This window comes from Ruegeria sp. CF1 (genome assembly GCF_056537445.1).
Map to the genome: position 1 here is coordinate 86,743 of NZ_JBQFRN010000002.1, position 22,580 is coordinate 109,322.

The window sequence follows — 22,580 nt, forward strand, 5'->3', positions numbered from 1 at the left end:
CTTAATGAGCTCCGCCTGGACTGAAACCCGCCAATTGCAGCTTAAAGCTGCGTTCAGGATCACCGCGGAGAATGACTGCAGTGGAGAACCGGTTGATTGCCATCATGATCGAACGGCCAGACAATTTGGTCGCGGCGGCTATCGTCGGATTGCAGTTTTGCTCGAACCAGTCTTCCATTTGAACGCGGTCGGATTGTACCTCGCATCCAGCCTGAACCGGATCGTTGGTCGATGGGTAACGGCACCTAGCGTCATTTTCCTGGGATTGCGCCGCGAAGCACCAACCTGAGCCGAGCGTTCAGATGCGTCAACCCGCTTTTAGTTCAGGTTGCCATTTGTGCCAAAATCCCTATCGACGGAAAGTCTTTCGTACAGCTCCAACAACCGTTTCGCCTGCGCGTTCCAGCTATACTCTTTGTTAAGTATCTCGAGGGAGTTATCCGTGAGTTTATAGGCTTCGCGGTTCTCAGCAACTTTCTTTATGGCTACGGCGATAGCAAGTGGGTCGGTTTGATCCATAGCGACGCCATGACCCAATACTCTGACAAATTCCTTTTGATCAGGGCGATCTGGAACGCAAACCGGCAGCCTAGCAAATGTGGCCTCAAACAGTTTGTTCGGCATCGAATGTAGATAGCTTAACCCGATGTTTTGTGAAGCGCTCGCTGCAAGCGTAGCATCTGATACAACGTAGGGTACTGCTTCGGCAGGAACGGGCGCCAGCAAGTGAATTCGGTCAGCAACGCCCAGTTCCTCGGCGATACCCATAATCCAAGCGTCGTTGGGTTCCTTGCGTGGCCCAAGATTTGCAATATGAAAACCAGGTAAGTGGACTAATGCTGCAGCGAGTTTGTCCACGCCACGGTTTTCTCGTTGGATCCCACCAATGTAAGCGATCAATGGAACGTCTTCTGGCAGATCTAGCAGATCACGTAGCCGGTTTCCGCCTCGGTTAGTTTCACTTCGAGCAATGTCGGGTGAGTTATAGATTAAAGTAGGCTTACTCTTTGTGAAGCGCTTAGAGTAGAGTTCAGCAATTCCCTTAGAAACTGTGATCACATGATCTGTTTGCTTCAGGCAATCGTCTTCCAGTTTCTTCGTTAGTTCCTGCACATCTGTATGGAGTCCGGCACGTTCGGCTTCATACTCATGAGCGTCATAAATAAGTTTACCATTGCCTCGCTTTGCGAGCGCGACACCTGCGGGCAAAGTTAGCAAATCGTGAGCATGAACTATGTCGAAAGTACTGTCGTCCAGCACGGGTAACAGGTTTTGCATGAATACCAGCCCCCGAATTGCGCCGAGGCTCTCCCAACTTGCGGCAAGTTCTTTTTTTTCGCGGTCAAGTTGGGCGATAAGTTCATATTGCCTTGCAACACCGGGCGCGCCGATGCCTATTTTGCTTAAGCTTCTTATAACCTTGTGATGCAGTTTGCGCCGCATTCGAGCGGTACCACGCGCAGATTTATAATAGTATTTGTTTAACGGAGATTGTGCGCAGCAAAACTGAAGGCGTTCTAGCTGACGCTTCTTCTCAAGATAGTCGTCAAACCGTTTTGTTACTTCTGCTCCCGAGTACTCTAAAAATGGAAGTTTGTTGACAATTTCTCTGTCCAGAGTGGAGCGTTCGAAACAGCGGAAACGCTTAATCTTGATGTTCGAGATCGTTTCGTTTTTCTCTCGGTTTCCAAGCTGGTTGCAAAAGACATGAACATTATGCCCTGCATCAGCAAGAACGCGAGCTTGTTTAAAAACACGCGCATCTTGCGTTACTTCGCTGTAATTCAAGATTGCGATGCGCTTCCGATTGACAATATTCATCGCTGTTTTTGCTCGCTTTAATGTGGTGAGGTCAATTGCTGAATTTTGGATTTGTTTGTCTGATTGGCCAATCTTTTTACTGTCGTCAAACTATCTGAAGTTATGATTTGGATCTAGAGATCACCCTAATATGGTCAGAAAAACTTCTCTTCGCCTAATCCGAATAGACCCATTGGTGTGCACACCGCAGCCTAGCAGAATCGGTAACATCCCAGCCATGTTACTTCTCATTTCCGATGGGCGAATGCATAAGATGGAATATCTTGGGAAGAGAAAAATATAATCCCCATCCCAATCAAACGGGGTCAAACTGCGGATCATAGACGGTTCCGAACGCTTCGTCAGGGCTTGGCATTTCCTTTTCGTAAGTCTCTACTAGCACAGTTTTATTAACAAAATGCTTGATCGAAAGGTTCTCTGATATGGAATTTTTGCCCCAAGTCCCACACCCCATGGTAAGCGTGAATGGTAGTGCATTATTCATTCCGCCGCCATTTCCGAATGTGTGAGCCTGGTTCACGAGAACACGCGCAACGTCAACTTTCTCAGCGAGCGCCACCGAGCGTTCTTTTCTAGCGGTATGAATGCCTACGGAATGTCCGGCACCCTCGTAGTCAAGAATATCGTTGCAAATATCGATGGCGCCGTCAAAGTCTTTCGCTTTGTACACCGAAAGTACAAGTGCAAGCTTTTCTCCGGAAAGAGGAGCTTCTTTTCCGATTTGAGACTGAGGAACCAATATGAAGCGCTTCGAATTCGGGAGCTTCATTTCAAACAGTTTCTGAAGGGTAGAGATGTCTTTCCCTACAGCTTGACGGTTTACGGCACCATTTGTAAACAACTTTTCCTCAATCCTGCCTACTTCTGTAGGAGTCGCGAGGTAACCCCCAGCAGTCTCTAACTCTGAAATCATTGTTTCGTAAACACTTTCGAGCAAAATGACCGAGTTTTCCGAACTGCAGGATGTGGCGTTGTCGAAAGTCTTTGACGCCACAATTTTCGCGGCCGCGTCTTTAATATCCGCGGTCTCATCGACAATTACAGGAACATTGCCTTTGCCGACGCCTATACAGGGTGTGCCACTGCTGTAACCTCTCCGAACGTTTGTCTGGTCACCAGTGACCAGGAGAAGGTCGACATTTCGTGCAAGGTAGTCAGCCTTGTCGAATGATATAGGTGCATGTAGCACTTGGAACAATTCAGTCGGGGCGCCGATAGCTCGCAATGCGTCATCGAAATATGATTTCAGTTTTTGAGCAGTGCGCAAACCGGCAGGGGAAGGGCTGATTATGATTGAGTTTCCACCCTTGACCGCCATGAGTGCCTGATTTGCCGGAGTTGCTGCAGGGTTAGTCGAGGGTGTTAGGCTACCGATGACGCCAACAGGCTTTGCCCATTCCGTTATGCCGCGCTCTGGATCTTCAAAGATCTTTCCAACTGTTGGAGTCGCGAGTAAGTCGCAAAGTGTTCCAAATGTTTTCCGACGGTTCTTTAGTATTTTATCCTCAATGTTTCCAAGGCCAGTATCGGCAACTGCCATTTCCGCCAGGGTGCGCGCATGGTCCTGTCGATAGATCGCCCAAGCTAGTGCTCGCACAACGTTGTCGATCTGGTTCTGACTATATTTTGCAATTTCCTGCTGCGCGTCATGAGCTGCGGCCAGCTGTTTATCTATCTCTGAAAATGCCAAACGATTTGTCCTGAGTTTGTCGGGTTACTTCTTATTGAGAGGAGTTCAACATTGACACTATATCGTCAAATTTACGAGGCTGTTAGAGCTATCCTAATCTTAAGCACCGCTATCCATAATTTATTTCGAGTCACGAAGGCCTGCGTATATTTCGAGATTTCTCTGATGAGAGATTGCAAAGTTCCCCGATACCACTGTGTTATCAGGGAGATGCGAAATGACGATGCTGCCGATCTTGATATTGCAATTGCGTCCAATCCGCCGATTGTTCGATATCGTCGATCCAGCCCAGATTTCAGTTCCGCTACCGATCTTCGTGCCACCGGCGACCTGGCACCTAGTTCCTATCAAGCAGTCTTCGTCAATTTCGACATTATGTGCGATCTGAGTAAGGTTTCCGATGCGAACACCATTGCCAATCATTGTGGGCGACAGGCCTCCACTATCAACACAGGTGTTTGACCCAATAGAGACATCGTTCCCGATTACGACACCACCGAGGTGTGGAAACGGCTTAAGGGCACCATTTGGCTGACGTACATGTCCGAAGCCAGGCGCCCCGATGACGCAACCAGAACAAATCTCAACGTTGTCGCCTATGCTTACGCCTGGGTAGACAGTCACATTCGGATGAATAATCACATCTGCACCAATTGCTGCTTCTTTTGAGACAGATGCAGTATGAGCAATCCAGGTATTCTCGGACGTTTGGGCAAACATAGTTTCGTCGTGGAGGCCCTTTGAGAAAGCTATTTCATCGCTGTAGAGCCCAACCAGGATCATTCTAAAGGTGTCACGTGGATTATCCACCAAAATTAGTGTTTTATCGCTCTGAGCTGCTATGTCTTTTGCTTTAGCTTCGGGTAAAATCAAAATACTTGCCGGAACAGAGATTACGTCGGCGGATACCTCGCGCGACCATGTAAGATTTATTGATTCACTTTTTCCAATCGGAGCAGGGCCTATAAAGTCGCGATGGTCTCCAACGATCCTATGGGCTACCCGCATTTTTGTAAGAAACGAGCAAAGAGCTTCGGAGTTTATTGATTGGAACAGCACGGATCAAACCTTTAGAGTAATTAATTCAAACGCTTCTGAGTATTTGACACCCTGCTGGATGCCACGAACTGCAGCAAGCCCCCGAATAAATTCAGATTCAAAATAGTTGCGGTTCTTCAGAATCTGAGACTCATACGACTGTAGTGCTCTTTGCTTCGCCGCTAGATGCTCTTCAGTAACCCGGACAAAAACCCGGCTCTCAAAGCGGAAGTTGTTCCAAGGTAGCTCGTAGCCCAGCATAGTGGTCGTTTTGAATGCGCGCAGTGACTCATTGTGAACAACTTGATGATCCTGATGAACGTCACCACCGGAAGGCGTAAAAATTATGTTTGGTTTGATTTTGCTTCTTAGTTGCACCAGATCTTCGAGAACATCTTGGCGCGAATAATTCAAGCGCCTTACTTGATAATCAAATACGTGCAGCCGCTCTTTGGGAATATCATAAGTTTCCATAGCAGCAAAAAACTCACGTTTTAGGTGGTCCTTGTCGAGGCCACTAGGCAGGGATTGCGCGGCCGTGGAAAACACTGCGACATCAACGGTTTCGCACTCCTCCATGCATCGAGCAAGCGTTGCTCCACACCCAAGCTCTACGTCGTCAGTATGTGGGGCGAGAAACAATACTCTCGCACCGCTGAAAAGACTCATGTTGCCCTCCGGTACAACGCTCTGGTTTCGATCAAAAAAGTGTTATCGGCGTTCTGGCTAGAAATCATAGGGCATTAAATATGTCTAGCAGAAAACCTCTGACTTTGTTGGAGAGATGCCAGCAACCATTTCCGATCAATAAGGTTGGGTCGTTGAGAGTCGCGCGCATACAGTTCATCAAGGGCTACGAACCTGAATTTGCGCGAACAGTTGACAGCGCTCTTCAGGTTGCCTTCGGCAATTGGTGAGTCAGTTGAATGTTGTGGCAAGGCTTGTTTCAAATGCCGCTTAGCCTTGCGCTGGAAAAGCCCATTGGCCTGCCAACCAAAGGTCGCTTAGGCGAGAAATCAGAACGGCAACAATTCGTGACAGGTCCACAATTGCCAGATAGATGACAAGTAACGAGCCAAATCATTGCGATGGTTTTACTAGGTTGCATGCCACGCTGAGATTAACGTAAATGCGATTGCATCTGAATTTCTAGGCAGGAAACCATCTAATCTGGTTTGGACGAAGAAGCGATTTTTAAGGGCTTGTCAATGAAAAGAACTATCGCTGTCGGTCACCGTCTCCCTTTCGTCAAGATTCCCCTCTTCGGTGATCGCGACCGCTTCGGTTTGATTTCGGACCGTAAAGATCCAATGTGGGACGAATGGGAGAAAGCGTGCGCGGATTTTTATCGGGCCAACCAGCGATCAGGGCTCGGAAAGTCTATCAACGACGCGGGTTACCGTGTTCTAAGTACATTTGATTTCACCGGAAAAACTGTGATCGAGATCGGGCCCGGTTATGCGCCACATTTGCCGTTCTTTAAGACGAAACCTTCGCATTACATTCTGATTGATATACGCGAAGAGTTTCTACTGAGCGCCGCTGAACAATTGAGCAAGATGGGAATTTCCTACGAAACTCATCTGATCGATCCACAAAATCCGCATAAGCTACCTCTAGAGGCTGGTGTGGCAGATGTTCTGCTAACATTCTATTCTCTCGAGCACCTCTATCCATTGCAGAGTTTCGTTGAGGAATACCGACGTGTTTTGCGGCCCGACGGCCATGTTGTTGGTGCGATTCCAGCTGAAGGCGGGCTTGCCTGGGGCCTTGGAAGATACTTTACCTCGCGTCGTTGGTTGAAACGCAATACTACGATCGATCCCGACAAGCTGATCTGCTGGGAACACCCAAACTTCGCTGACCATATTCTCGATGTTCTTGGCGGGTCGTTCCACTTCAAAAAATTGACATATTGGCCGCTTGGTATTCCATTGATCGATACAAATTTGATAGTTTCCTTCGTCGCAAAAACTCGACATGACGAATGATTGCAAGACAGCATCCGCTATGAGTAGGTCGGTTCTCGTCATCACGGGGAACGGATCGCCGGCCCGAGCAGCTGCAAATATCTATGCAAAAGCTTTCTCTGAGGCAGGCTACACTATTCATTTCATTGAGAATACGATAGGTCCAAGGCGCATCGCGAGTTTCTTCTGGAAACGGTTCAGACGTTATGGATTACGCGATGTATCAAGCATGTTCTGGCTACGTCTAACTGGTCCGGGGCCTGCGTCGGTCGAAAAAACCTATACACTGCATAAGACCGTTAGTGACCTGGATCACATCGACACCGATTATCTGGAGAGTATCGCTCCGTCTGTGGTCATTACCAATGCCTGCGCCCTTCTGAGTGGTGCTTTGATTGATCGTCTTCATTCGTTTGGATGTGAGATTATCAATGTACACAATGGCATAAATCCCCGTTACCGAGGAACCGGAAACATCTGGGCTGCATACGAGCGCAACTTCAAGATGACCGGCGTGACGCTTCATCATATTGATGCGGGTATAGATACAGGCGAGACCATTGCTACCCGCTATATTGATTTCATCGCACAGGAGACGTGTTTCAGGCAGATTGATGTTGTCGCCTTTGAGGAAGGCGCAAGAATGGCTGTCGAGTATGTTTTGGAGGGATCCGTAACCGGAACGAAAGGAGTTGCTGCACGCAGCCGCGCTTACACCTTTCCACGGCAGGGCCAGTATATCGCTGCGAAGGCACGATATAGTGCGGCACTGAGCGCCGATGCAGTTTGTCAGACATCTGAAATCTGGCAGAAATCGTTTAAGGATTTGGCATCCGAAGAAGACAAGGATGTTTATCAGCGTCAGCACTGGGGGGACTCTGGTACTATCGCTTCGCGGGATCAGCTTGTACGACAGATCGTTGATGAATGCGGACCAGGCCCCAAAATCCTGGACATCGGTTGTGGTGACGGGCGGTATCGTAGCTTTTGGACCGGTAGCGATTATTGGGGCTGCGATTTTTCATTGGAAACAATGAGCTTAGGTGGCAAGCTGGTGCCTTCATCTACCCACTTACAGTGCCCAGTCCGACCAGGTGCAGAAGTCCTTAGCGATGGTGACGGAAATCATTTTGTAGAGGCGGCCGTCGATGCGATGCCTATCGGGGACGCTCAGATGTCTACTGTACTTTGCGTGGGTTTGTTCCAACATCTTGATAACACGGGCGAGGCGGCGGATGAAATTTTGAGGGTGCTGGCGCCGGGTGGCCAGTTAATTGTCAACACATTGAGACAACCATCGTGGTTTGAGCTCTTTCCGCTGCGACTGCTTGGCTTGATGAAGAGGGATCTTGGTGCCCTTGTGTCGGCGATTAGCCGACAAGACTACTTTTGCAATATCGAAATTGCTGGCACAAAACTCGCACGCCGCTATTCAGTCGCCGAGTTGTCTTTGCTTTTCGCTCCGCAAGCTGTGGTGAAAGCCGTCCATTATGGTGGACTCGGGAGAACTCGCTTTTTGTCGCGTGAAATCACGATTGTATTTGAGAAAAAGCACCGCTAGGCATATTTTATGTTAAATGAGGCACTAGGACAGGCGGTGCGGCTTTCAAAAGCCATATTGGGCTATGCGCAATTACTTGGCGGGCCAGAGAAAAGCTAGAATTCAAGTCTATCGGCTTGGGCGTATGTTGCCAATAATAGGCATAGGCGGGGCTTTCGGTACAGCCCCAACGTTGTTTGAAAAACAGAAGTGGTGCATCACTAGGTGCTGAGGAACCAAAGCCGAATGTTTGCGCTTCAGCTTCAATGGCCAGAGAAATCGCATGATCCAGTATGAGTGATGCTAAATCACGCTGGTCAAAGTCTGCCCGCATTGCTCCCCAGCAATAATCCCATCGCTGGCTGTCATGTAGCAAGAACACCCCGCCGACCACTCGCGAATTTTCTCGCGCCAATAACAGTGTACTATGACTCTCAATCTCAAGAAGACGCTGATACAGCGAAAGAGGCTGGCAAATCATCCGGTGCTTATTCCGGTATAACTGTAACATCAGATCGTACCATTCGTTCAGATCATTCGGATCTCGACTGGTACCGATCTCTAACTCGGCTAGTTCTCTCCGAGCTTTGTTCACCTTCGTACGATGACGTTTTTTGTAGCTTTGCCGCTGTTTTTCAATCGTGGAAGACAGCGGCACTTCGCTGACAATTGAAAAGATGGTTTCCGCTAGCTCATGCTGATTGACTACATCTCCATCCAACCGATCTAGCGTCTTGTATTCAGCATAACAGCGCGGGCCTTGGGTTTTGGCCAAAGAAATCAAGTGTTTCACTGCGGCCTGTTGTGAACCTTCCCCTGTGAGCGGTGGATAGAAATTGAAAGGTGCACTTGTAATTTTATGACCGGAAAAAAACGAATGGCTTGCAAAGGCCGGAACCCCGGTGATACCGGTTTCGCTCATTACCGATTGATGGAGCGGTTTGATTTTGTAAACGTGCTCCAGCACCGACACAAATTCGCGGGCATTCATATAGGAGCCGGCTTGTGCTTCTGTGAAGAATTCAACCAGACTCATTGGGTGTCTTCCGTTTTATGCCGTTTGCCGTGAATCTGCCAAATTCTGTGATAGAGATCCCGGAAGTTGAACCCATCAAATACCAGAATGTACAGAAGCAATAAGATATTTGGCACTAGCACGATCAATCTCAGCATCAAGCCGTGCACCAAACCCTCGACGAGGGGGATTCCGTATGTGCTCAAGGCGAGAGCAATAGCAAACTCATAAGTTCCGATTCCACCAGGAGTCACCGTTACAAATAGACCCAGTGCTCCGGCTATGAAAACCAACAGTACCGCCAATGCGCCGATCTGAGCAGTTGTTCCTTCAGTGTTCAAATGCACGAGGTAAACATAGAAAATAAGGTAGGAATTGGCCCAGACGATGACAGATAAAACGCCCGCCTTCGTAAGAACAGGGGTAGAGTTTGTCAAAGCGTACAGGAACTGAATGGTCATCCGTTTCAATCCGTCAAAGGGCAAATTTTGAACGGCGCGAACCAATGCGTTTGGCGCAAATATCAGTAGTGAAAACACAAGCACAAGGATCACGGCCAGCGCGGAAAGCAAGGTGGTGCTCCCGATCAGTGCCTCGTCTCGGGCGGCTCCTTGAGCAAAGATCAGTATAGCCAGCATTCCAAGAAGGACAAAAACGTCGAGAGCGCGCTCATAAAATAGGATAGAGAATCCCTTGGATAGCTCAAGAGAGGCACGCTCAAGCAGATACACGGGCTTGACGAGGTCGGATAATCTGCTTGGAAAGACAATTAGAAGTGAGGCAACAAGCGCTATGGATTTGCTCCCGGTGGCAAGGCTTACGCGCCCTTCGCTAAGCACTTGCATTCGCCACGCAGCGCTTATAAGCGACACCCCGCTGACGAGGACCGCTAAGATAAAACCTCTGATCGGAACAATGGTGTAGTCTTCCTGCCAGAGTGTCCGAGCTGCCCAGATGATCAACAAACCAAGCAGCAATAGTGCGATGCTAATGCGAAGGACTGGCCGGTTTTTGGGTGCTTTCGTTGCGAATCTATTGTGAGGCATCGCGCTTTGTCAGACGAGCGTAAATCATGAAGCCTGCGTGCTTATCGAGAAACTTGTGTAAACCAAGAGGTATCGGGAAAGGTAGCGCCCGAGCCGGAAAGAAGTGATAGAAGATCTGGTCAATTTCAAAATATGGAGACAGCAAATCGACAAATTGCTGTTTCGAATAGGATTTTCCTATGGGGTTCTCGGCGCCGTCATAAAGCCGGACAATTTCGTCAACATCAGAGTTGTTCATTATGTCTTCGCGCCCACGTCCTTTGAGACCACCGCCCAGCTTACTGACGATCCAACCGCCATATCGCAAAATCGGCCACATCCGGATAAACAGATTTCGGTAGTAGACCGAGATCATCGCGGTGCCGCCAGGTTCAAGGACACGAGCGATCTCTCGCACGCAAGATTCTGTATCGGGCGTGTGATGGATTACTCCCTGACAATTCACATGGGTAAAACTCGCGTCGGGGTATGTAAGCTTTTCCGCGTTTTGCTGGCTCGCCTCGACTGTCAAACCATAAATTTCAGCGCGTTTTTTTACCAATTGTACCGCCTGTTCGGTCAAATCCGCCGAACTGACGTGTTTGGCACCCCTATTTTGCAGTTCTACAGACCACATGCCGGGACCACAGCCTAGGTCCAGAACGTGCTCATTCGTCTGCGGGCTTGGGAATAAATGATCGGGCAAAGCACCGGCAAAGCAATCATCAATCACGACCTGACGATGGTGATCAAAAAAAGCCTTCGTCGCAGGCTCATGTTCGGATTCACCGGTGAACAAGGGATTTGCTTCCCAAAAATCGCGGACGTCATCGATGGTTTTATTCTGACTCATTTCCATGATGCCTCCAATTGAACCATTGAATATTGGTTTTGGTTCCGGACTTACTTGATATCAAGGCGCATATGCCACGTCTCTTCCACCTGGCGCAACCATGCTTCAAGGCTAAGTAGCATCCAAATTCGGTGGCTGGGCAACTCGTCCAGCGGGCGAAATTTCCGCTTCAGACTTCTTTGGTAATCATGAACCACAGCCTCAAGGTACTCTGGCCTGAATAGCCGTTGCAGAGGGCTGTCTTTTGCAGTTAGGCGCTTGGTCATCCAAGATTGCATCGGCCCTCGCAGCCAATTGCGCAATGGTGTTGGGAATCCACGCTTGGGCAATTGGTATAGCTCACTGGGTAAAAGGTCGCGGGCACCACCTTTGATGATTGCCTTCAATTCTCCGCCTGTCAATTTGACGTCGGATGGAATCGAAAGCGAAAGAGCAATCATCTTATTGTCGAGCATTGGAGTTCGAGACTCGAGCGCATGCGCCATCGAAATCTTATCTTCCACCACCAATAAACCCGGCAGGTATATCTTGAAATAGGTGTAAATTAGCTGTTCGTACAAACTTTGTGCTTTGGCGTTGACCTCCTTCAACTTGGACGCCGGATCATGGGGCTCCAAGGCGTTCCAGGCATTGGGCTGCAAAACGCGAGCCTGATGTTTGCGTGAAAACAAAACCGGAAGCAAATAGCGCCCTTCTCCTCCGCGCAGCATCGAAAGCGTAAAGTAGCCAATGTGTGGGAGCTCGGACATACGGATCGAGCGCAGCGCAAACCAAGTCTTCCTTAAGCTGCGGCGGAAACCGGATAGCACCGCGGCAAACTTGAAGACAGGGTAGCCGGAAAAGAGTTCGTCACCTCCATGTCCGGTAAGGATCACCTTGCATTTTTGCGCAGCAGCTTGTGCAACCAAATACTGCGGAAGTGCACCCATACCCATTTGGGGAGCGTCAAGTGCATAAGCCAGATTATCCATCTCTGCCATCGCACAATCTGGAGTGATATCCACACCTTGATGCGGGGCGTTAATACTGGCAGCAACAAGCGCGGCCCCTGACATCTCATCGTACCATCCACCCTCGGGGAAACGCCCGGTAAAAGTCAGTGGTGGGGTCGGCAATAGCGCGGCTGCGGAACTGGCTACTGCCGAACTGTCAAACCCTGCACTGAGATAACTGGCAACCCCCACGTCGCTCATCAGGTGTCGCTGTACACTTCCCTTTAAGGTATTTTGAAAGCCCATGGTAGCTTGCACGAAGTCAATTTCGTTGTTTGGAGTAACGCAGAGCTCCCAATAGTGTGTCTGCGTTACGTGATCTTCAGAGACTTCGAGGAAACAGCCAGGCTCAAGAAGCTTGACATCCTGAAAAAGCGTCGTTGAACCGAACTGGTTCTGGTAGGTCAGGTATTGAGAAAGTCCTGTTGGATCAATTGGCCATTCTCGGGCATCGATAGCGCCAAAGAGGGCCTTGATTTCAGATGCGAACAGAAACTCGCCCAACCGGGTGCTGGAATAGTATACCGGTTTGATACCCATCCGGTCACGAGCAAGGATGAGACGTTTTCGGGCAGGCTCCCAGATGGCGATCGCGAACATTCCGTTTAACTTAGAGAAGGCATCCGTTCCATACTGTTTGAATAGGGGCAGAATAACTTCGCTATCGCAATCGGAGTGAAACACATGACCAAGCGCTTGCAATTCGCGACGTAATTCAGGGTAGTTGTAAATCTCTCCATTGACGACACTGCTCAAGGTGCCATCGGTGCTGTGCATTGGTTGGCTTCCCGCATCGGTCAGATCGACTATCGCAAGGCGCGTATGTCCGAGAGTAATATCGTTATCCGACCACTTTGCCTGTCCATCGGGTCCACGATGCCGCAGGCGTGTCATCATTCCATCAACCCGAGTTTCACGGTTCTCGGGTGTCCCACGAGCAAAATCTAGAATACCACAAATCCCGCACATATCCTGTTACTTATCTTCCAGGTCTTTGAGACGAGCGCTGATCCGGGATAGCAGGACATAGTTCTCTTCAAAATTCTTCCGATTTTGTTGAGAAATGAAATAAAACACCATGAAGATAAAAAGTATCACCGATGAAATGAATACTAAGAACAAGGTAAGGTACCCGTTGATCAACGTTTCGCGGAGCGATTCGTAGAAGGAAAATGCCTCAACTCCCATTCCGCCCCAGATGTAGATAGTTAGAAAGTTTTTGAGAAGGATCACCAAGCCAACAAAGATGACGCTTGAAAGGAGCACCGTGGGTACAAGCAAAATCAGTCCCGGTCGCAGCAGCCAGTTATAGACCAAGTGTGACGCCATCGTGCTGGACATCGAAACAAAAGGTAACGATGCAATAAAGCCTTTTTTAGCGGCTTTTCCACGATCCCGATCGCGCCATTTCAGCAAGGCGGGAACCTCGACAATCTTCAGGTTGCCTAATCGCGCTTTTTGTAGGATCTCTAGGTGTAAGTCTTTGCCATCATTAATTAACTCCATAGCATTGATGGCCTCGCGCGTATAGCCGCGTACGACGCAGGTCACGGTTGCAAATTGCCCATTGAGGCTGGCCGACAGAATTTTGTTTCCCCATTTTGACATCAATGCGCGCGAAGTTGGCACATTCTCGACACCACCACCGGGCGCATACGCCGAGGCCAAAGAGATATCTGCAGTGCCATTCTGCAATGGCTCAAGTAATGCAGGAATGTGTGACGGGGCGTAAGAAAGGTCGGCATCAAGACAGATCACAACCTTCCCTAAAGATTCATCAAAACCGGTCCGAATAGCTTTTCCGCGCCCCATGTTGCGTTTGTGATGTGTGACCCGAACTCGAGCGTGCTCTTGTGCATAGCTATCAACAAGATCACCCATGCCATCAGTTGACCCGTCGTCGACGACCAGAATCTCGTAGTCGAGATCTGGCATATTCTTCTTAAGCCAGTCCCGAAGTTCTGTTAGATTTCGAAGGATGATCTCGCTCTCGTTAAATGCGGGGACAAGAAGTGACAACTCAGGAGTAGCAAAGTCCTGCGGCATATCTGCGTATGTCATATGGGGTCTTTCAGCAAGTCGGAATTAGGATGCATTTAGGCTGGCCACGTCGAGAACGAAAAAGGTATCATTCTCGAATACTGGTGTATAGCGCGGACCATCCACGGCGTGTTCTTTTAGGTATACAAAATAATCGATTTCATAGTCACGGACCATGTTGGTCATCCAGTCTAGGTCCTGCGCGTAGTATATCCTGCGTGCAATACTACAGACATTTCGAAAGTTCCGTCGGATACTTGATGGATCCTCCTGCAACATTTTGCGACTATCGATACCGATCCTTTTAGCACGCGCCAACCCTTCGTCGAAATTGTTCAAATTCCCTGAGTAGAGCCATCCATTCTTGAGGAATTCTTGAATGCTACCCCAAGAGCTGCGCTGCGAGAAATCACGCCAACCATATGAAATACAGGGATCGGTCATGAATAGATCGGTTGGGTCAGAGTTGCTCTGCGCCCATAGTTGTACTTCTTTGTATTCCGATGCCGTGGTGCGACGATTTTCTGTTAGTGTGTAGCGTTCAGTGATCCATAGAAAAGACAGAATCATGCTGATTAGCAGAATGCTGAGCGCGGTCAGCCGCGCCAGCCAATTCGGTAAATGCCACAGCTTAATTGAGGTAGCTGATTGAATGAGGATTAATGCAACCCCAACTAAGGATAAAGCAAAGAGCCATGGCGTACCGAAATATCTAGCAAACGACAATTGATATCCAGCATGAAAGTGAAGGGCCAGCAGTAAGGCTGGGGGTAAGGCAAACAGGACAACCGCCGTTTCGTAGGACCACAACTTAGGTCGGTGCACAATGGCACCGATGACCGGACTGGCATAGAGAAGCGCAAGCACGATTGAATATGGATATTTCTGAAACAGCGCTGTCGCGAGAAAAGCAATGCCAATCAAAACAAACCCATAATTGCCGCCCAGCAAATCGCGAAACAGACGATGAACTATGATCGGTAGTAAAAGCAGCGCACCAAATGCACTTAGTCGCTGAGGTGATATCTTTAGTAGTGTTACACTCCACTTATGTTCGGCTGCCAGCAAGCCAAACAAACTAACGATACAAATTACGGAAATCATCACCAGGATCTGCTTGCGGCGCAGATCACCCAGTTCGGGCGTGCGCCTCAATGCCTCGACACCCACCAAAACAAGCCCCATGAAGGGCAGAAGCACCCTGTCCGGGTTTGGTAGAATCATGCCTAAATCGGACAGATACCAATGAAAGTTGAAGAGGCGACTAAACTCGATATACTCAATTTTAGGTATTTCTGGCCCCGTCAGTGATTGTGACGCGACGAATTCAAAAAACCAGATCGCAGAAAATGTGACGGATACAACAGCCGCGATCCACGGTGTCGGCCGTTTCAACTCGGACTTGTCAATCAGGAAAGCAAAAAACAGAACCGGAAGGGTCAGCGCTGTCATGGACGGATGGATGGTAAAGCCGGCCATCAGAAGGACCGCCATCAACACATATCTATGGGTCAAAAGCGCGCAAAGCGCCGCTAGTCGCAGCATGTCGGCAAAAACGTAGAATTGTCCGACCAAGAATGGTGTGCCAAATCTTGCAAGATCAATCTGGCGGGCGCTACTTGCTAAAAAAAGGATGGCAAGCAGAACAAAACTGTACGGAAGCGTTTGCGGTAAAAGTGTTCTCAGGATCAAAACAGCGCCAGCGATCAATACCACGACTTCGCAAGCGATCATCATGTACATAGCGACGATAGGCTGAATGCCTAGATAGCTAGCGACAAAGGGATAAATCCAAACAAGCAGTGAATTGCCGATAAAGGCGGCACCACCAGGGTAGTCCTTAGGGAAGTTCTCAGGGTAAAGTACCGAATTCGCGAAATCCACGGCCGAGAACCCACCCCAAGCTACAACGAGGTCTAGTTCAAGGAAATAGGTGTGCCCAAGGTAAGCGAATACCGCCAGAGCGGTCATACACAGCCATATAACCGCGAACTCATGACGTTGCATTAGGATGTGCCAAATTTCATAGAGACCCGCAAAGGGTTGCCAGCGCAGGTTTTTTCATGGAGGTCTTTCACGGTGTCGGAACTGCGATCAGCAAGGGTGTGCTTCCGTTCTATATCTGCTAACTGGGTGCTGTTCTAGTCCTTTTTGTGAGACCCCTCATGTCTAATAATGTGGTTGTCCAGTTCGTCTTGCAAAGTGCTGAGCGCTATTGTGCCGAGGCGACGAAGGATGCCCTGATTGACCTTCCAATACCGACTACTTCAAAGCCATTCGATTGGCCGCTTGTCCGCATTTGCCTGCCGGACTGGGCCGCGGATATTGGTGTCGGCCAGCCCTCGCACCTGATGGTGCCAGCCTTTTGTGTAACAGGTGAAGGTGCGGACTGGGAGTGCTGCGATTGGTGGCGCGCTTGTTTTTCATTTCTGACTTGCGAAGCTGAACGCCATTACGAACAGAGAATGGGCCCCTGTCATTCCTATGCCTATCGGCTACCTAAGACACTTACATCACTCTGGGACCATGCTTGGGTAAACCGTATTCTACTTTTTCTGCGGCGCTGGGCTGCCCGGAAGGCAGGGCGAAACGAAGCTGATATGTTTGGTGCGTTACGTGGGGCGGAAATTTTGCTCACGCATGATGTTGATGCATTACAAAAAACCTTGCCAATAAGGATCAAAGCGCTGGCCTTTGACGGGTTCAACGCCCTCAAACTTGCACGGCAAGGTGCGCTTCGTGACGCTGTAAAGCGATTGGTCAAAGGGACTGGTTTTTTCTTGCGTCCGGCCGATTATAATTACTTGGCGCATATTGCTGCCCTTGAGCAAAGTTTCGGACAGGTCAGCACATTCAACTTCCACGGTGGAAAATCGCGACGGATACGCGGGCCAAAACGCTATCTGATGGATCCCGGCTATGATGTGACATCTCCGTCAATTGCACATGAGTTGCGCAAATTGGCCGCGAACGGCTTTACGATCGGAGTCCATCCATCCTTCGACGTGTTTGCCGATGCAGGACAATTGCGCGCCGAAATGGATCGCATACGCTCAGCAACAGGTTTGTCGGTCGTAGAAATCCGCCAGCATTGGCTGCGCTTCAGTTGGGCAGACACCTGGCGGGCGCAAGAAAAGGCGGGGCTATTGCGTGATACCACATTAGGTTTCAATGATCGCCCAGGATTTCGCAATGGTGCAGCAATGTGCATACCGGCGTGGATAGCACCAGAAAAGCGCGCCTCAGATCACTTGCGTAGTATACCCATGATCCTTATGGATTCACATTTGTTCGATTATCATGTTTCAGACGAGCAAACGCGACGTGCCACAATCGATCGGTGGTTGGACGAGGTGAAAGCCGTGCACGGGATCGCCACGGTGGTCTGGCATCAGAGAGTGTTTCACCCTAAGGACTACGGCTGGGGGGACGACTACACCTATCTCCTGTCTCGCCTGCCTGGCTCCAAGGAAGATCTTTAATGATAGACAAGGTCCATTGCCCATATCTTCAACAGGTGCACAGGGCATTGCCACGACTTCTGGCACTCTTTGACACAGACTCGCTTTCGCCAACGCTTGGTATGGGTGATCGAACTTATTGGGCGTGGAAACTCAAGGACTTTCCCAATGCCACACAACAAGGTGCGGTTAACGGGCTCGCGCGGCTTGTCTGCGCGGATCTCCTGCCGGATGGGATTAGCGCGAGATCGGTGATCGAACGGATCATACAGATCATCCACGGAGCGAATGAAGCTACCGATCGTAACGGATCACTATCTGAAGCGCTTCCAAATGAAGGGTCATTTTGCGTCACCGCTCTTGTTGCTGCGGACGTCCTGACTGCGCTGGATCTGCTCGGCGACCGACTGACGGCACAAGAGCAGCAAGCGGTCGAGGCCGTCGTGGCGCCGTGGATTGCATTTCTGCATCGCCAAGACGAGTTTCACGGGATCATATCAAACCATCTCGCCGTTGCGGTCCTTGCGCTGGTAATGTGGGAAGACCGCACAGGCGAAGACCAAAGCGTACGTGCGAAGGAGTTTATGAACCGAATTCTGCAGCATCGTTCGAGCGAAGGCTGGTTCCGTGAGTATAATGGGGCTGATCCGGGCTATCAAAGTTGGCTTATGAGTGCGCTTGCCGAGGTGCATAAGCGGCGCCCTGATTGGGCACTTGGTGATGCGTTGGAACAAGGATGTACTTTTTTGATGCATTTTGCACATCCCGACGGGTCATACGGCGGAGTTTATGGCAGTCGTATGACCCGGTTCTGCTTTCCTGCCGGATTTGAGGCGCTTGCCCACGAAATGCCGTCAGCACACAGCATGGCGATTTTTGTTCGCAACTCGATCTCTCGTCATGCACTGGTTACGCTGGATACTATGGATGCCCATAATTTGGTTCCGCTATTCAATGATTACGTCTGGGCAGCTGTTGAGCGGCGCGCCAACAGCTGCCGCCCAACCCCCTTGGGCCTTCCCGCCACGCAAGCCGGCCTTCGGGTTCATTTTGAAGATGCTGGATTGTTGATCGACGTAGGGGAGACACACTACACCGTCATCGCCACAAAGAAAGGTGGCGCCTTGCTTCATTTCCAAAACGGCATAGCTGTCCGCGAAGACGAGGGCACAGTTTGTACCAAACGTGGGTCTGCGCCTTTGACTTCGCAATTCCTGGATCAGAATTCCGAACTTCAAGTTCTGGATACTACGGTGCAGATTTCATCAGATCTGCGGCCAGCACGTGCACAGTTACCAACTCCTTTCCGCTTTATCATTCTTCGAATACTGTCACTTACCTTTTTCCGCACTGTCGCATTGGGAAATACGATCAAAAAAGCGCTCGCTGCCTTCCTTGTCACCAAAGTGCCTAAGGCGAAGGGTAGAGTTACACGGTTGATAACCCTTGGTCACGATCTGAACCTGCAAGATACGGTTCAAGCACCTGCCGGTTACAAGCAAACCAAAGCCTCTAAATTCAGGGCGATACACATGGCCAGCCAAGGATATTGGCAAAGATCGGACGATACCCGATGATACCGCGTTTCAAGGCGGATTTTGGTGCCGCGGAGCTTCGTGCTGCATTCAGCCCATTACTTGGGCGTGAAAAGGAAATCGCAAAGTTCGAATTAGATTTTGCTGGGCTCTTTGACCAGCGGTATGCCATTGCAATGCCTTATGGGCGCACTGGCCTGATCATGCTGCTGAAAGCGTTTGGTTTTGAAGGAGACGAAGTGCTGTGCCCATCTTACACCTGCCTTGTCGTTCCCGAAGCGATCGAAAAAAGTGGCAACCAAACTGTATTCGTCGATTGCTCGGCTGCTGACTACAACGTGGATTTTGATCTGCTGGAAGAAGCAGTCGGCCCACGTACAAGCGCCTTTGTCGCAACCTCGATTTTTGGACATCCCATAAATGCTAAGAAACTAGCGTCATTTCGTGCGCGTCATCCGCAGATCAAAGTAATCCAGGACTGCGCCCACAGCTTTGCAGCCGAGTGGGACGGGGAATCGGTGGTAGCAATGGGTGATGCGGCCTTCTTCGGACTCAACATATCCAAGACGATGTCCTCGATCTTTGGTGGCATGGTTACAACAAACGACGTGGCGCTTGCCGAACGCCTGCGAGTGCTTTGTGGCGAGCAGATACGCGCCCCGGGAGTAAAGAAAAACCTTGCACGCAGAGCTTATGTGCTGGCGGCTTGGACCGCATTCACCCGTCCGGTATATGGTGCAGTAAACTGGCTTGAGCGTATTGGCGCCTTAAGTAAGTTCACAACCTACTATTCTGAAGAAACCGTTATGATGCCTTCAGACTATCTCGACGGGATGACAGCTATAGAAGCGCGGGTCGGGCAACTGCAATGCGGCAAGTACAAAGACATTGTCGCGCATCGGCGTGCGGTCGCGAAGATATATTTTGACGCATTGTCTGCGACTGAAGCAGAGGATTTTATCCTGCCACCCAACCTTGCTGGCGCCAGTTACTCGCATTTTGCCGTTCGGACCAAATTCGCACCCGTCCTCATTGAGGACTTGCGTAAGAATGGTGTCCAATTGGGGCATCTCATCGAATATCATTGCCCTGATCACCAAGCATTTAATGCAAGGCGCTGCATCGGCCCACGTCATGCTGCAGAATGGCCAGGAACCATGATTAATTTGCCATTGCAGCGTGATCTCAAGCCAGCTGAGGCGTTAGAAATCGCAGAATTGATCACGGGTAGTTTGCTGAGATTACGTGCGGAAGCCCCGAGAACCTGCGTGTTAAAGTAAGTTCGATCCAGAAGTTCTTGAAGATTCAATAATGCAACCAGCATGGGACGATTGACGCTGAGCGTCTTGCTCGCTTTGCGCAGTTTGTACGAGAGGTGACCGCAGAGCGCATTCGAGACAAGATTGCTGCTTCCAAACGCAATGAGTTGTGGATGGGTTGAGATGCAGCCTGCGGATACCTCGCAGATGGAAGATCGCTGCTAAAGATGGATGAAAAAGAGGCAGAAAGGCACTTCTGATGATGGCATTCCATCCGTGATTTGTGCAGTCAGGGCTGATAGAAGGCGAACTTTATTGGAACAGCGCTGAGAAGTTCGCGGGTTTCTGAGTAGAAGCTGCTTCGCATCCCAAGGGTTCAGCCCCGACAGGCAAATCAAATCATCGAATGTTTCCGGCGCAACTGCGGGCGCGGTTGTCCACGATCAATTGGGACAACGAAGGTTTACAACACACTCACTATGCTGAATGACAAAGTACGCTGGCAGATCGTCTTCGGGGCGTTTCAATGGCTCACATAGCGGATAAGAAGGCGTGGTAAGGGCTCTCTGCCAAACTTGGAACGTTCACAGCACCGAAGTATAACCAGACCTTCATTTAGAAATGGCGATGCTGTGTTGTAGCAGGTTGGAATGGCATAAATTGCTATCGAATCGTTCTCGGTCGATCAAAATCGAGCAACGCGGACGCCAGCGCTAAAGCCGCTGACAGCGATACCTTAAAACCAGACTTATTGAAAATCAGCAGCACTTTAGCGCAGAATCTGCGACTAACTTGCTAGCAGTAACCGCAAGTGTAACCCCCCAGCCCGCATTGGACATAAACTACCGCCAGTTAATTCCCCTGATTACGAGCTTCCAGCCGTTCAAGGTTTACAACCGTCGAAAGCATAAGACGATCATGGCTCCAATCCTGAGTTTGACGAACCGAGGCCGAACCAATTGCAAGCACAACAACAAGGGAAAGCGTCGACCCAAGGAAAATGGCCGACAACTGGGTCGTCGTCACTGGTGCATCGGTCAGGGCGATCACACGCTGTCGCAGAACGCGCTTTGCTTTCGGCCCGTTAACCAAGGCCACATGAAGAATGCGAGGGCTTTTTAGCTTAACCGATCGTGTGCAGTATTCCAGTAAACAGGCGGTATAGTCGGTCGCGTCAATCCCTTTACGCGAGACGACAGACTGATCGCAGGCCAATTCGCGAAGCCGGTCAAACTGATGCTTGATAGCCAGATAGGCCGGGTTCCAAAACAGCAACGGGCGCAAAAGCTCGAAACCCAGTTCCCATTCCACGTCCAATGCGCGGATGTGCTGAAACTCGTGCGCCAGAGCAAAGCGCAGATCGCGTGGCGAGTTCAGTAAATGGCTGGGCAAAACAACGTGGCGGCGACGAAGGCCGCGTACTGCAAAGGGTACGGTCACGCGATCCGAAAGACGAATGTCCACTTTGGCCGATTGTCGCCATAGAAAGCTGGAGCTTACAGCGTTGCGAATTGCAAGCGCGTTGAGGGCAACCCGAATTGCCAGAACAGCCGCCACCAAAACCAGTGTAATCAACGCACAAGTCACAAAAACAGAGCCGCCTGACATGACATGATCAACCCAGCGTTCGCGCGTGTTCAGAAGGGTTTCGAACTGCGCAGCCGGCATTGCGATTTCGCCGCGCAAATAGGCTGCCACTGCGATATCCCCCAGCGCAACAACCCGTCCGGGCCATACCTGAGCAACAAAACCCGAAACACCCATCGCCAGAACCGGGCTGAGCATAACGCCGATGCAGAGTATCTTGAGCGAACGAAGCTGAGCAACAAAGCCGTACCGCATGGGCGTCAGCGCAAGGCCTCCGCGCACGGCCAGCCAGATCAGCGCCGACAATCCAAGCACTATGTTGAACTCGAGAAACGCATCGAGAACCGGTTTAACCGCTGTCATTTTGCAGTCTCCTCTCTACCAGTGCTCGAATCTCCTCTAGATCATCTTCTGTCAGCCCCTCATCATCGACCAGCCTTGCCACCAGAGTTGCGGGCGTGTCGTCAAACAGGGTCCGGGACAAATTCTGCAACGACCGCGACTGATACCTGTCCTTCTCCAGAAGGGGTCTGTAGATCAGCGACTTGCCGTTCTTCTCGCTTTCGACAAAGCCCTTTTCATCAAGAATACGCAAAATTGTGGCTCCGGAAGTGTAGGCCAGATTGCGATCAGGTGGCAGGCGATCAAGGACTTCACGGACCGAGCCCTGACCAAGCGCCCAGAGTTCGTTCATGAACTCAAGTTCCACGTCGGTCAGAAGATTTGTTGTCTTTTTCTTTCGCATCGATCTCGG

General features: G+C 50.1%; 18 protein-coding genes and 1 pseudogene. 6 read left to right on the forward strand and 13 right to left on the reverse strand.

Annotated features, from left to right (window positions below):
• Nucleotide 1: 1 nt before the first annotated feature.
• The 5 genes from ACRZ96_RS05585 to ACRZ96_RS05605 form a co-directional block, all read right to left on the reverse strand.
• Complete coding sequence (locus tag ACRZ96_RS05585) at nt 2–178, reverse strand: hypothetical protein (protein WP_480814305.1); 177 nt, start codon at nt 176–178, stop codon at nt 2–4.
• A gap of 140 nt (nt 179–318) precedes the next feature.
• Complete coding sequence (locus ACRZ96_RS05590) at nt 319–1,821, reverse strand: glycosyltransferase family 4 protein (RefSeq protein WP_480814306.1); 1,503 nt, start codon at nt 1,819–1,821, stop codon at nt 319–321.
• A 295-nt stretch (nt 1,822–2,116) separates the two neighbouring features.
• Nucleotides 2,117–3,511 (reverse strand): acylating sulfoacetaldehyde dehydrogenase, encoded by a 1,395-nt coding sequence (sauS, locus tag ACRZ96_RS05595; RefSeq protein WP_480706927.1) that lies wholly within the window; start codon nt 3,509–3,511, stop codon nt 2,117–2,119.
• Between the two features lie 120 nt (nt 3,512–3,631).
• Nucleotides 3,632–4,570 carry a hypothetical protein gene (locus ACRZ96_RS05600; RefSeq protein ID WP_480706926.1) on the reverse strand — a complete coding sequence of 313 codons (939 nt, stop codon included), beginning with the start codon at nt 4,568–4,570 and terminating at the stop codon, nt 3,632–3,634.
• 3 nt (nt 4,571–4,573) lie between these two features.
• Complete coding sequence (locus ACRZ96_RS05605) at nt 4,574–5,218, reverse strand: PIG-L deacetylase family protein (protein WP_170733055.1); 645 nt, start codon at nt 5,216–5,218, stop codon at nt 4,574–4,576.
• A 506-nt stretch (nt 5,219–5,724) separates the two neighbouring features.
• Between ACRZ96_RS05605 and ACRZ96_RS05610 the strand changes: the two genes are divergently transcribed.
• Nucleotides 5,725–6,540: a class I SAM-dependent methyltransferase gene (locus tag ACRZ96_RS05610; protein ID WP_480814307.1), complete on the forward strand. Its 816-nt coding sequence runs from the start codon at nt 5,725–5,727 to the stop codon at nt 6,538–6,540.
• A 19-nt stretch (nt 6,541–6,559) separates the two neighbouring features.
• Nucleotides 6,560–8,080, forward strand: a complete 1,521-nt coding sequence (locus ACRZ96_RS05615) for a formyltransferase family protein (RefSeq protein WP_480592785.1) — start codon at nt 6,560–6,562, stop codon at nt 8,078–8,080.
• 7 nt (nt 8,081–8,087) lie between these two features.
• Here ACRZ96_RS05615 and ACRZ96_RS05620 read toward each other — a convergent pair whose 3' ends face one another.
• The 6 genes from ACRZ96_RS05620 to ACRZ96_RS05645 are packed head-to-tail and all read right to left on the reverse strand — an operon-like array spanning nt 8,088 to nt 15,955.
• Nucleotides 8,088–9,095: a GNAT family N-acetyltransferase gene (locus ACRZ96_RS05620; protein ID WP_480706924.1), complete on the reverse strand. Its 1,008-nt coding sequence runs from the start codon at nt 9,093–9,095 to the stop codon at nt 8,088–8,090.
• Complete coding sequence (locus ACRZ96_RS05625; protein ID WP_480706923.1) at nt 9,092–10,120, reverse strand: lysylphosphatidylglycerol synthase transmembrane domain-containing protein; 1,029 nt, start codon at nt 10,118–10,120, stop codon at nt 9,092–9,094. Before ACRZ96_RS05625 ends, ACRZ96_RS05620 begins: the two co-directional genes overlap by 4 nt.
• Nucleotides 10,107–10,958, reverse strand: coding sequence for a class I SAM-dependent methyltransferase (locus tag ACRZ96_RS05630; RefSeq protein WP_170802033.1), 852 nt, complete (start codon nt 10,956–10,958; stop codon nt 10,107–10,109). Before ACRZ96_RS05630 ends, ACRZ96_RS05625 begins: the two co-directional genes overlap by 14 nt.
• A 44-nt stretch (nt 10,959–11,002) precedes the next feature.
• Nucleotides 11,003–12,913 carry an asparagine synthase (glutamine-hydrolyzing) gene (asnB, locus tag ACRZ96_RS05635; RefSeq protein WP_480706922.1) on the reverse strand — a complete coding sequence of 637 codons (1,911 nt, stop codon included), beginning with the start codon at nt 12,911–12,913 and terminating at the stop codon, nt 11,003–11,005.
• A 6-nt stretch (nt 12,914–12,919) separates the two neighbouring features.
• The gene (locus ACRZ96_RS05640) at nt 12,920–14,005 is read right to left on the reverse strand and encodes a glycosyltransferase (protein ID WP_480706921.1); all 1,086 of its coding nucleotides are present in this window, start codon (nt 14,003–14,005) and stop codon (nt 12,920–12,922) included.
• A 24-nt stretch (nt 14,006–14,029) separates the two neighbouring features.
• Entirely contained in the window at nt 14,030–15,955 is a 1,926-nt protein-coding gene (locus tag ACRZ96_RS05645; protein WP_480706920.1) for a hypothetical protein, read from the reverse strand.
• 194 nt (nt 15,956–16,149) lie between these two features.
• Here ACRZ96_RS05645 and ACRZ96_RS05650 point away from each other — a divergent pair, with 194 nt between their 5' ends.
• From ACRZ96_RS05650 to ACRZ96_RS05665, 4 genes and pseudogenes are all read left to right on the forward strand, one after another.
• Nucleotides 16,150–17,466, forward strand: coding sequence for a polysaccharide deacetylase family protein (locus ACRZ96_RS05650; RefSeq protein WP_480706919.1), 1,317 nt, complete (start codon nt 16,150–16,152; stop codon nt 17,464–17,466).
• 101 nt (nt 17,467–17,567) lie between these two features.
• Nucleotides 17,568–19,022, forward strand: a complete 1,455-nt coding sequence (locus ACRZ96_RS05655; protein WP_480814308.1) for a hypothetical protein — start codon at nt 17,568–17,570, stop codon at nt 19,020–19,022.
• Nucleotides 19,019–20,260, forward strand: a complete 1,242-nt coding sequence (locus ACRZ96_RS05660) for a DegT/DnrJ/EryC1/StrS family aminotransferase (RefSeq protein WP_480706918.1) — start codon at nt 19,019–19,021, stop codon at nt 20,258–20,260. The genes ACRZ96_RS05655 and ACRZ96_RS05660 overlap by 4 nt, the downstream gene beginning before the upstream one ends.
• 24 nt (nt 20,261–20,284) lie before the next feature.
• A pseudogene (locus ACRZ96_RS05665) lies at nt 20,285–20,418 on the forward strand (recombinase family protein); the annotation flags it as partial.
• Between the two features lie 673 nt (nt 20,419–21,091).
• Here ACRZ96_RS05665 and ACRZ96_RS05670 read toward each other — a convergent pair.
• Nucleotides 21,092–22,189, reverse strand: a complete 1,098-nt coding sequence (locus tag ACRZ96_RS05670) for a M56 family metallopeptidase (RefSeq protein WP_480706917.1) — start codon at nt 22,187–22,189, stop codon at nt 21,092–21,094.
• Complete coding sequence (locus tag ACRZ96_RS05675) at nt 22,176–22,571, reverse strand: BlaI/MecI/CopY family transcriptional regulator (protein ID WP_008759241.1); 396 nt, start codon at nt 22,569–22,571, stop codon at nt 22,176–22,178. The genes ACRZ96_RS05670 and ACRZ96_RS05675 overlap by 14 nt, the downstream gene beginning before the upstream one ends.
• Between the last annotated feature and the right edge of the window lie 9 nt (nt 22,572–22,580).

Coding starts and splice junctions, on each gene's coding strand:
- ACRZ96_RS05585 (WP_480814305.1), bottom strand. CDS start 178: ATGGAAGACTGGTTCGAGCAAAACTGCAATCCGACGATAGCCGCCGCG.
- ACRZ96_RS05590 (WP_480814306.1), bottom strand. CDS start 1,821: ATGAATATTGTCAATCGGAAGCGCATCGCAATCTTGAATTACAGCGAA.
- ACRZ96_RS05605 (WP_170733055.1), bottom strand. CDS start 5,218: ATGAGTCTTTTCAGCGGTGCGAGAGTATTGTTTCTCGCCCCACATACT.
- ACRZ96_RS05615 (WP_480592785.1), top strand. CDS start 6,560: ATGAGTAGGTCGGTTCTCGTCATCACGGGGAACGGATCGCCGGCCCGA.
- ACRZ96_RS05620 (WP_480706924.1), bottom strand. CDS start 9,095: ATGAGTCTGGTTGAATTCTTCACAGAAGCACAAGCCGGCTCCTATATG.
- ACRZ96_RS05625 (WP_480706923.1), bottom strand. CDS start 10,120: ATGCCTCACAATAGATTCGCAACGAAAGCACCCAAAAACCGGCCAGTC.
- ACRZ96_RS05630 (WP_170802033.1), bottom strand. CDS start 10,958: ATGGAAATGAGTCAGAATAAAACCATCGATGACGTCCGCGATTTTTGG.
- asnB (WP_480706922.1), bottom strand. CDS start 12,913: ATGTGCGGGATTTGTGGTATTCTAGATTTTGCTCGTGGGACACCCGAG.
- ACRZ96_RS05640 (WP_480706921.1), bottom strand. CDS start 14,005: ATGACATACGCAGATATGCCGCAGGACTTTGCTACTCCTGAGTTGTCA.
- ACRZ96_RS05645 (WP_480706920.1), bottom strand. CDS start 15,955: ATGACCGCTCTGGCGGTATTCGCTTACCTTGGGCACACCTATTTCCTT.
- ACRZ96_RS05650 (WP_480706919.1), top strand. CDS start 16,150: ATGTCTAATAATGTGGTTGTCCAGTTCGTCTTGCAAAGTGCTGAGCGC.
- ACRZ96_RS05655 (WP_480814308.1), top strand. CDS start 17,568: ATGGGTGATCGAACTTATTGGGCGTGGAAACTCAAGGACTTTCCCAAT.
- ACRZ96_RS05660 (WP_480706918.1), top strand. CDS start 19,019: ATGATACCGCGTTTCAAGGCGGATTTTGGTGCCGCGGAGCTTCGTGCT.
- ACRZ96_RS05670 (WP_480706917.1), bottom strand. CDS start 22,189: ATGACAGCGGTTAAACCGGTTCTCGATGCGTTTCTCGAGTTCAACATA.
- ACRZ96_RS05675 (WP_008759241.1), bottom strand. CDS start 22,571: ATGCGAAAGAAAAAGACAACAAATCTTCTGACCGACGTGGAACTTGAG.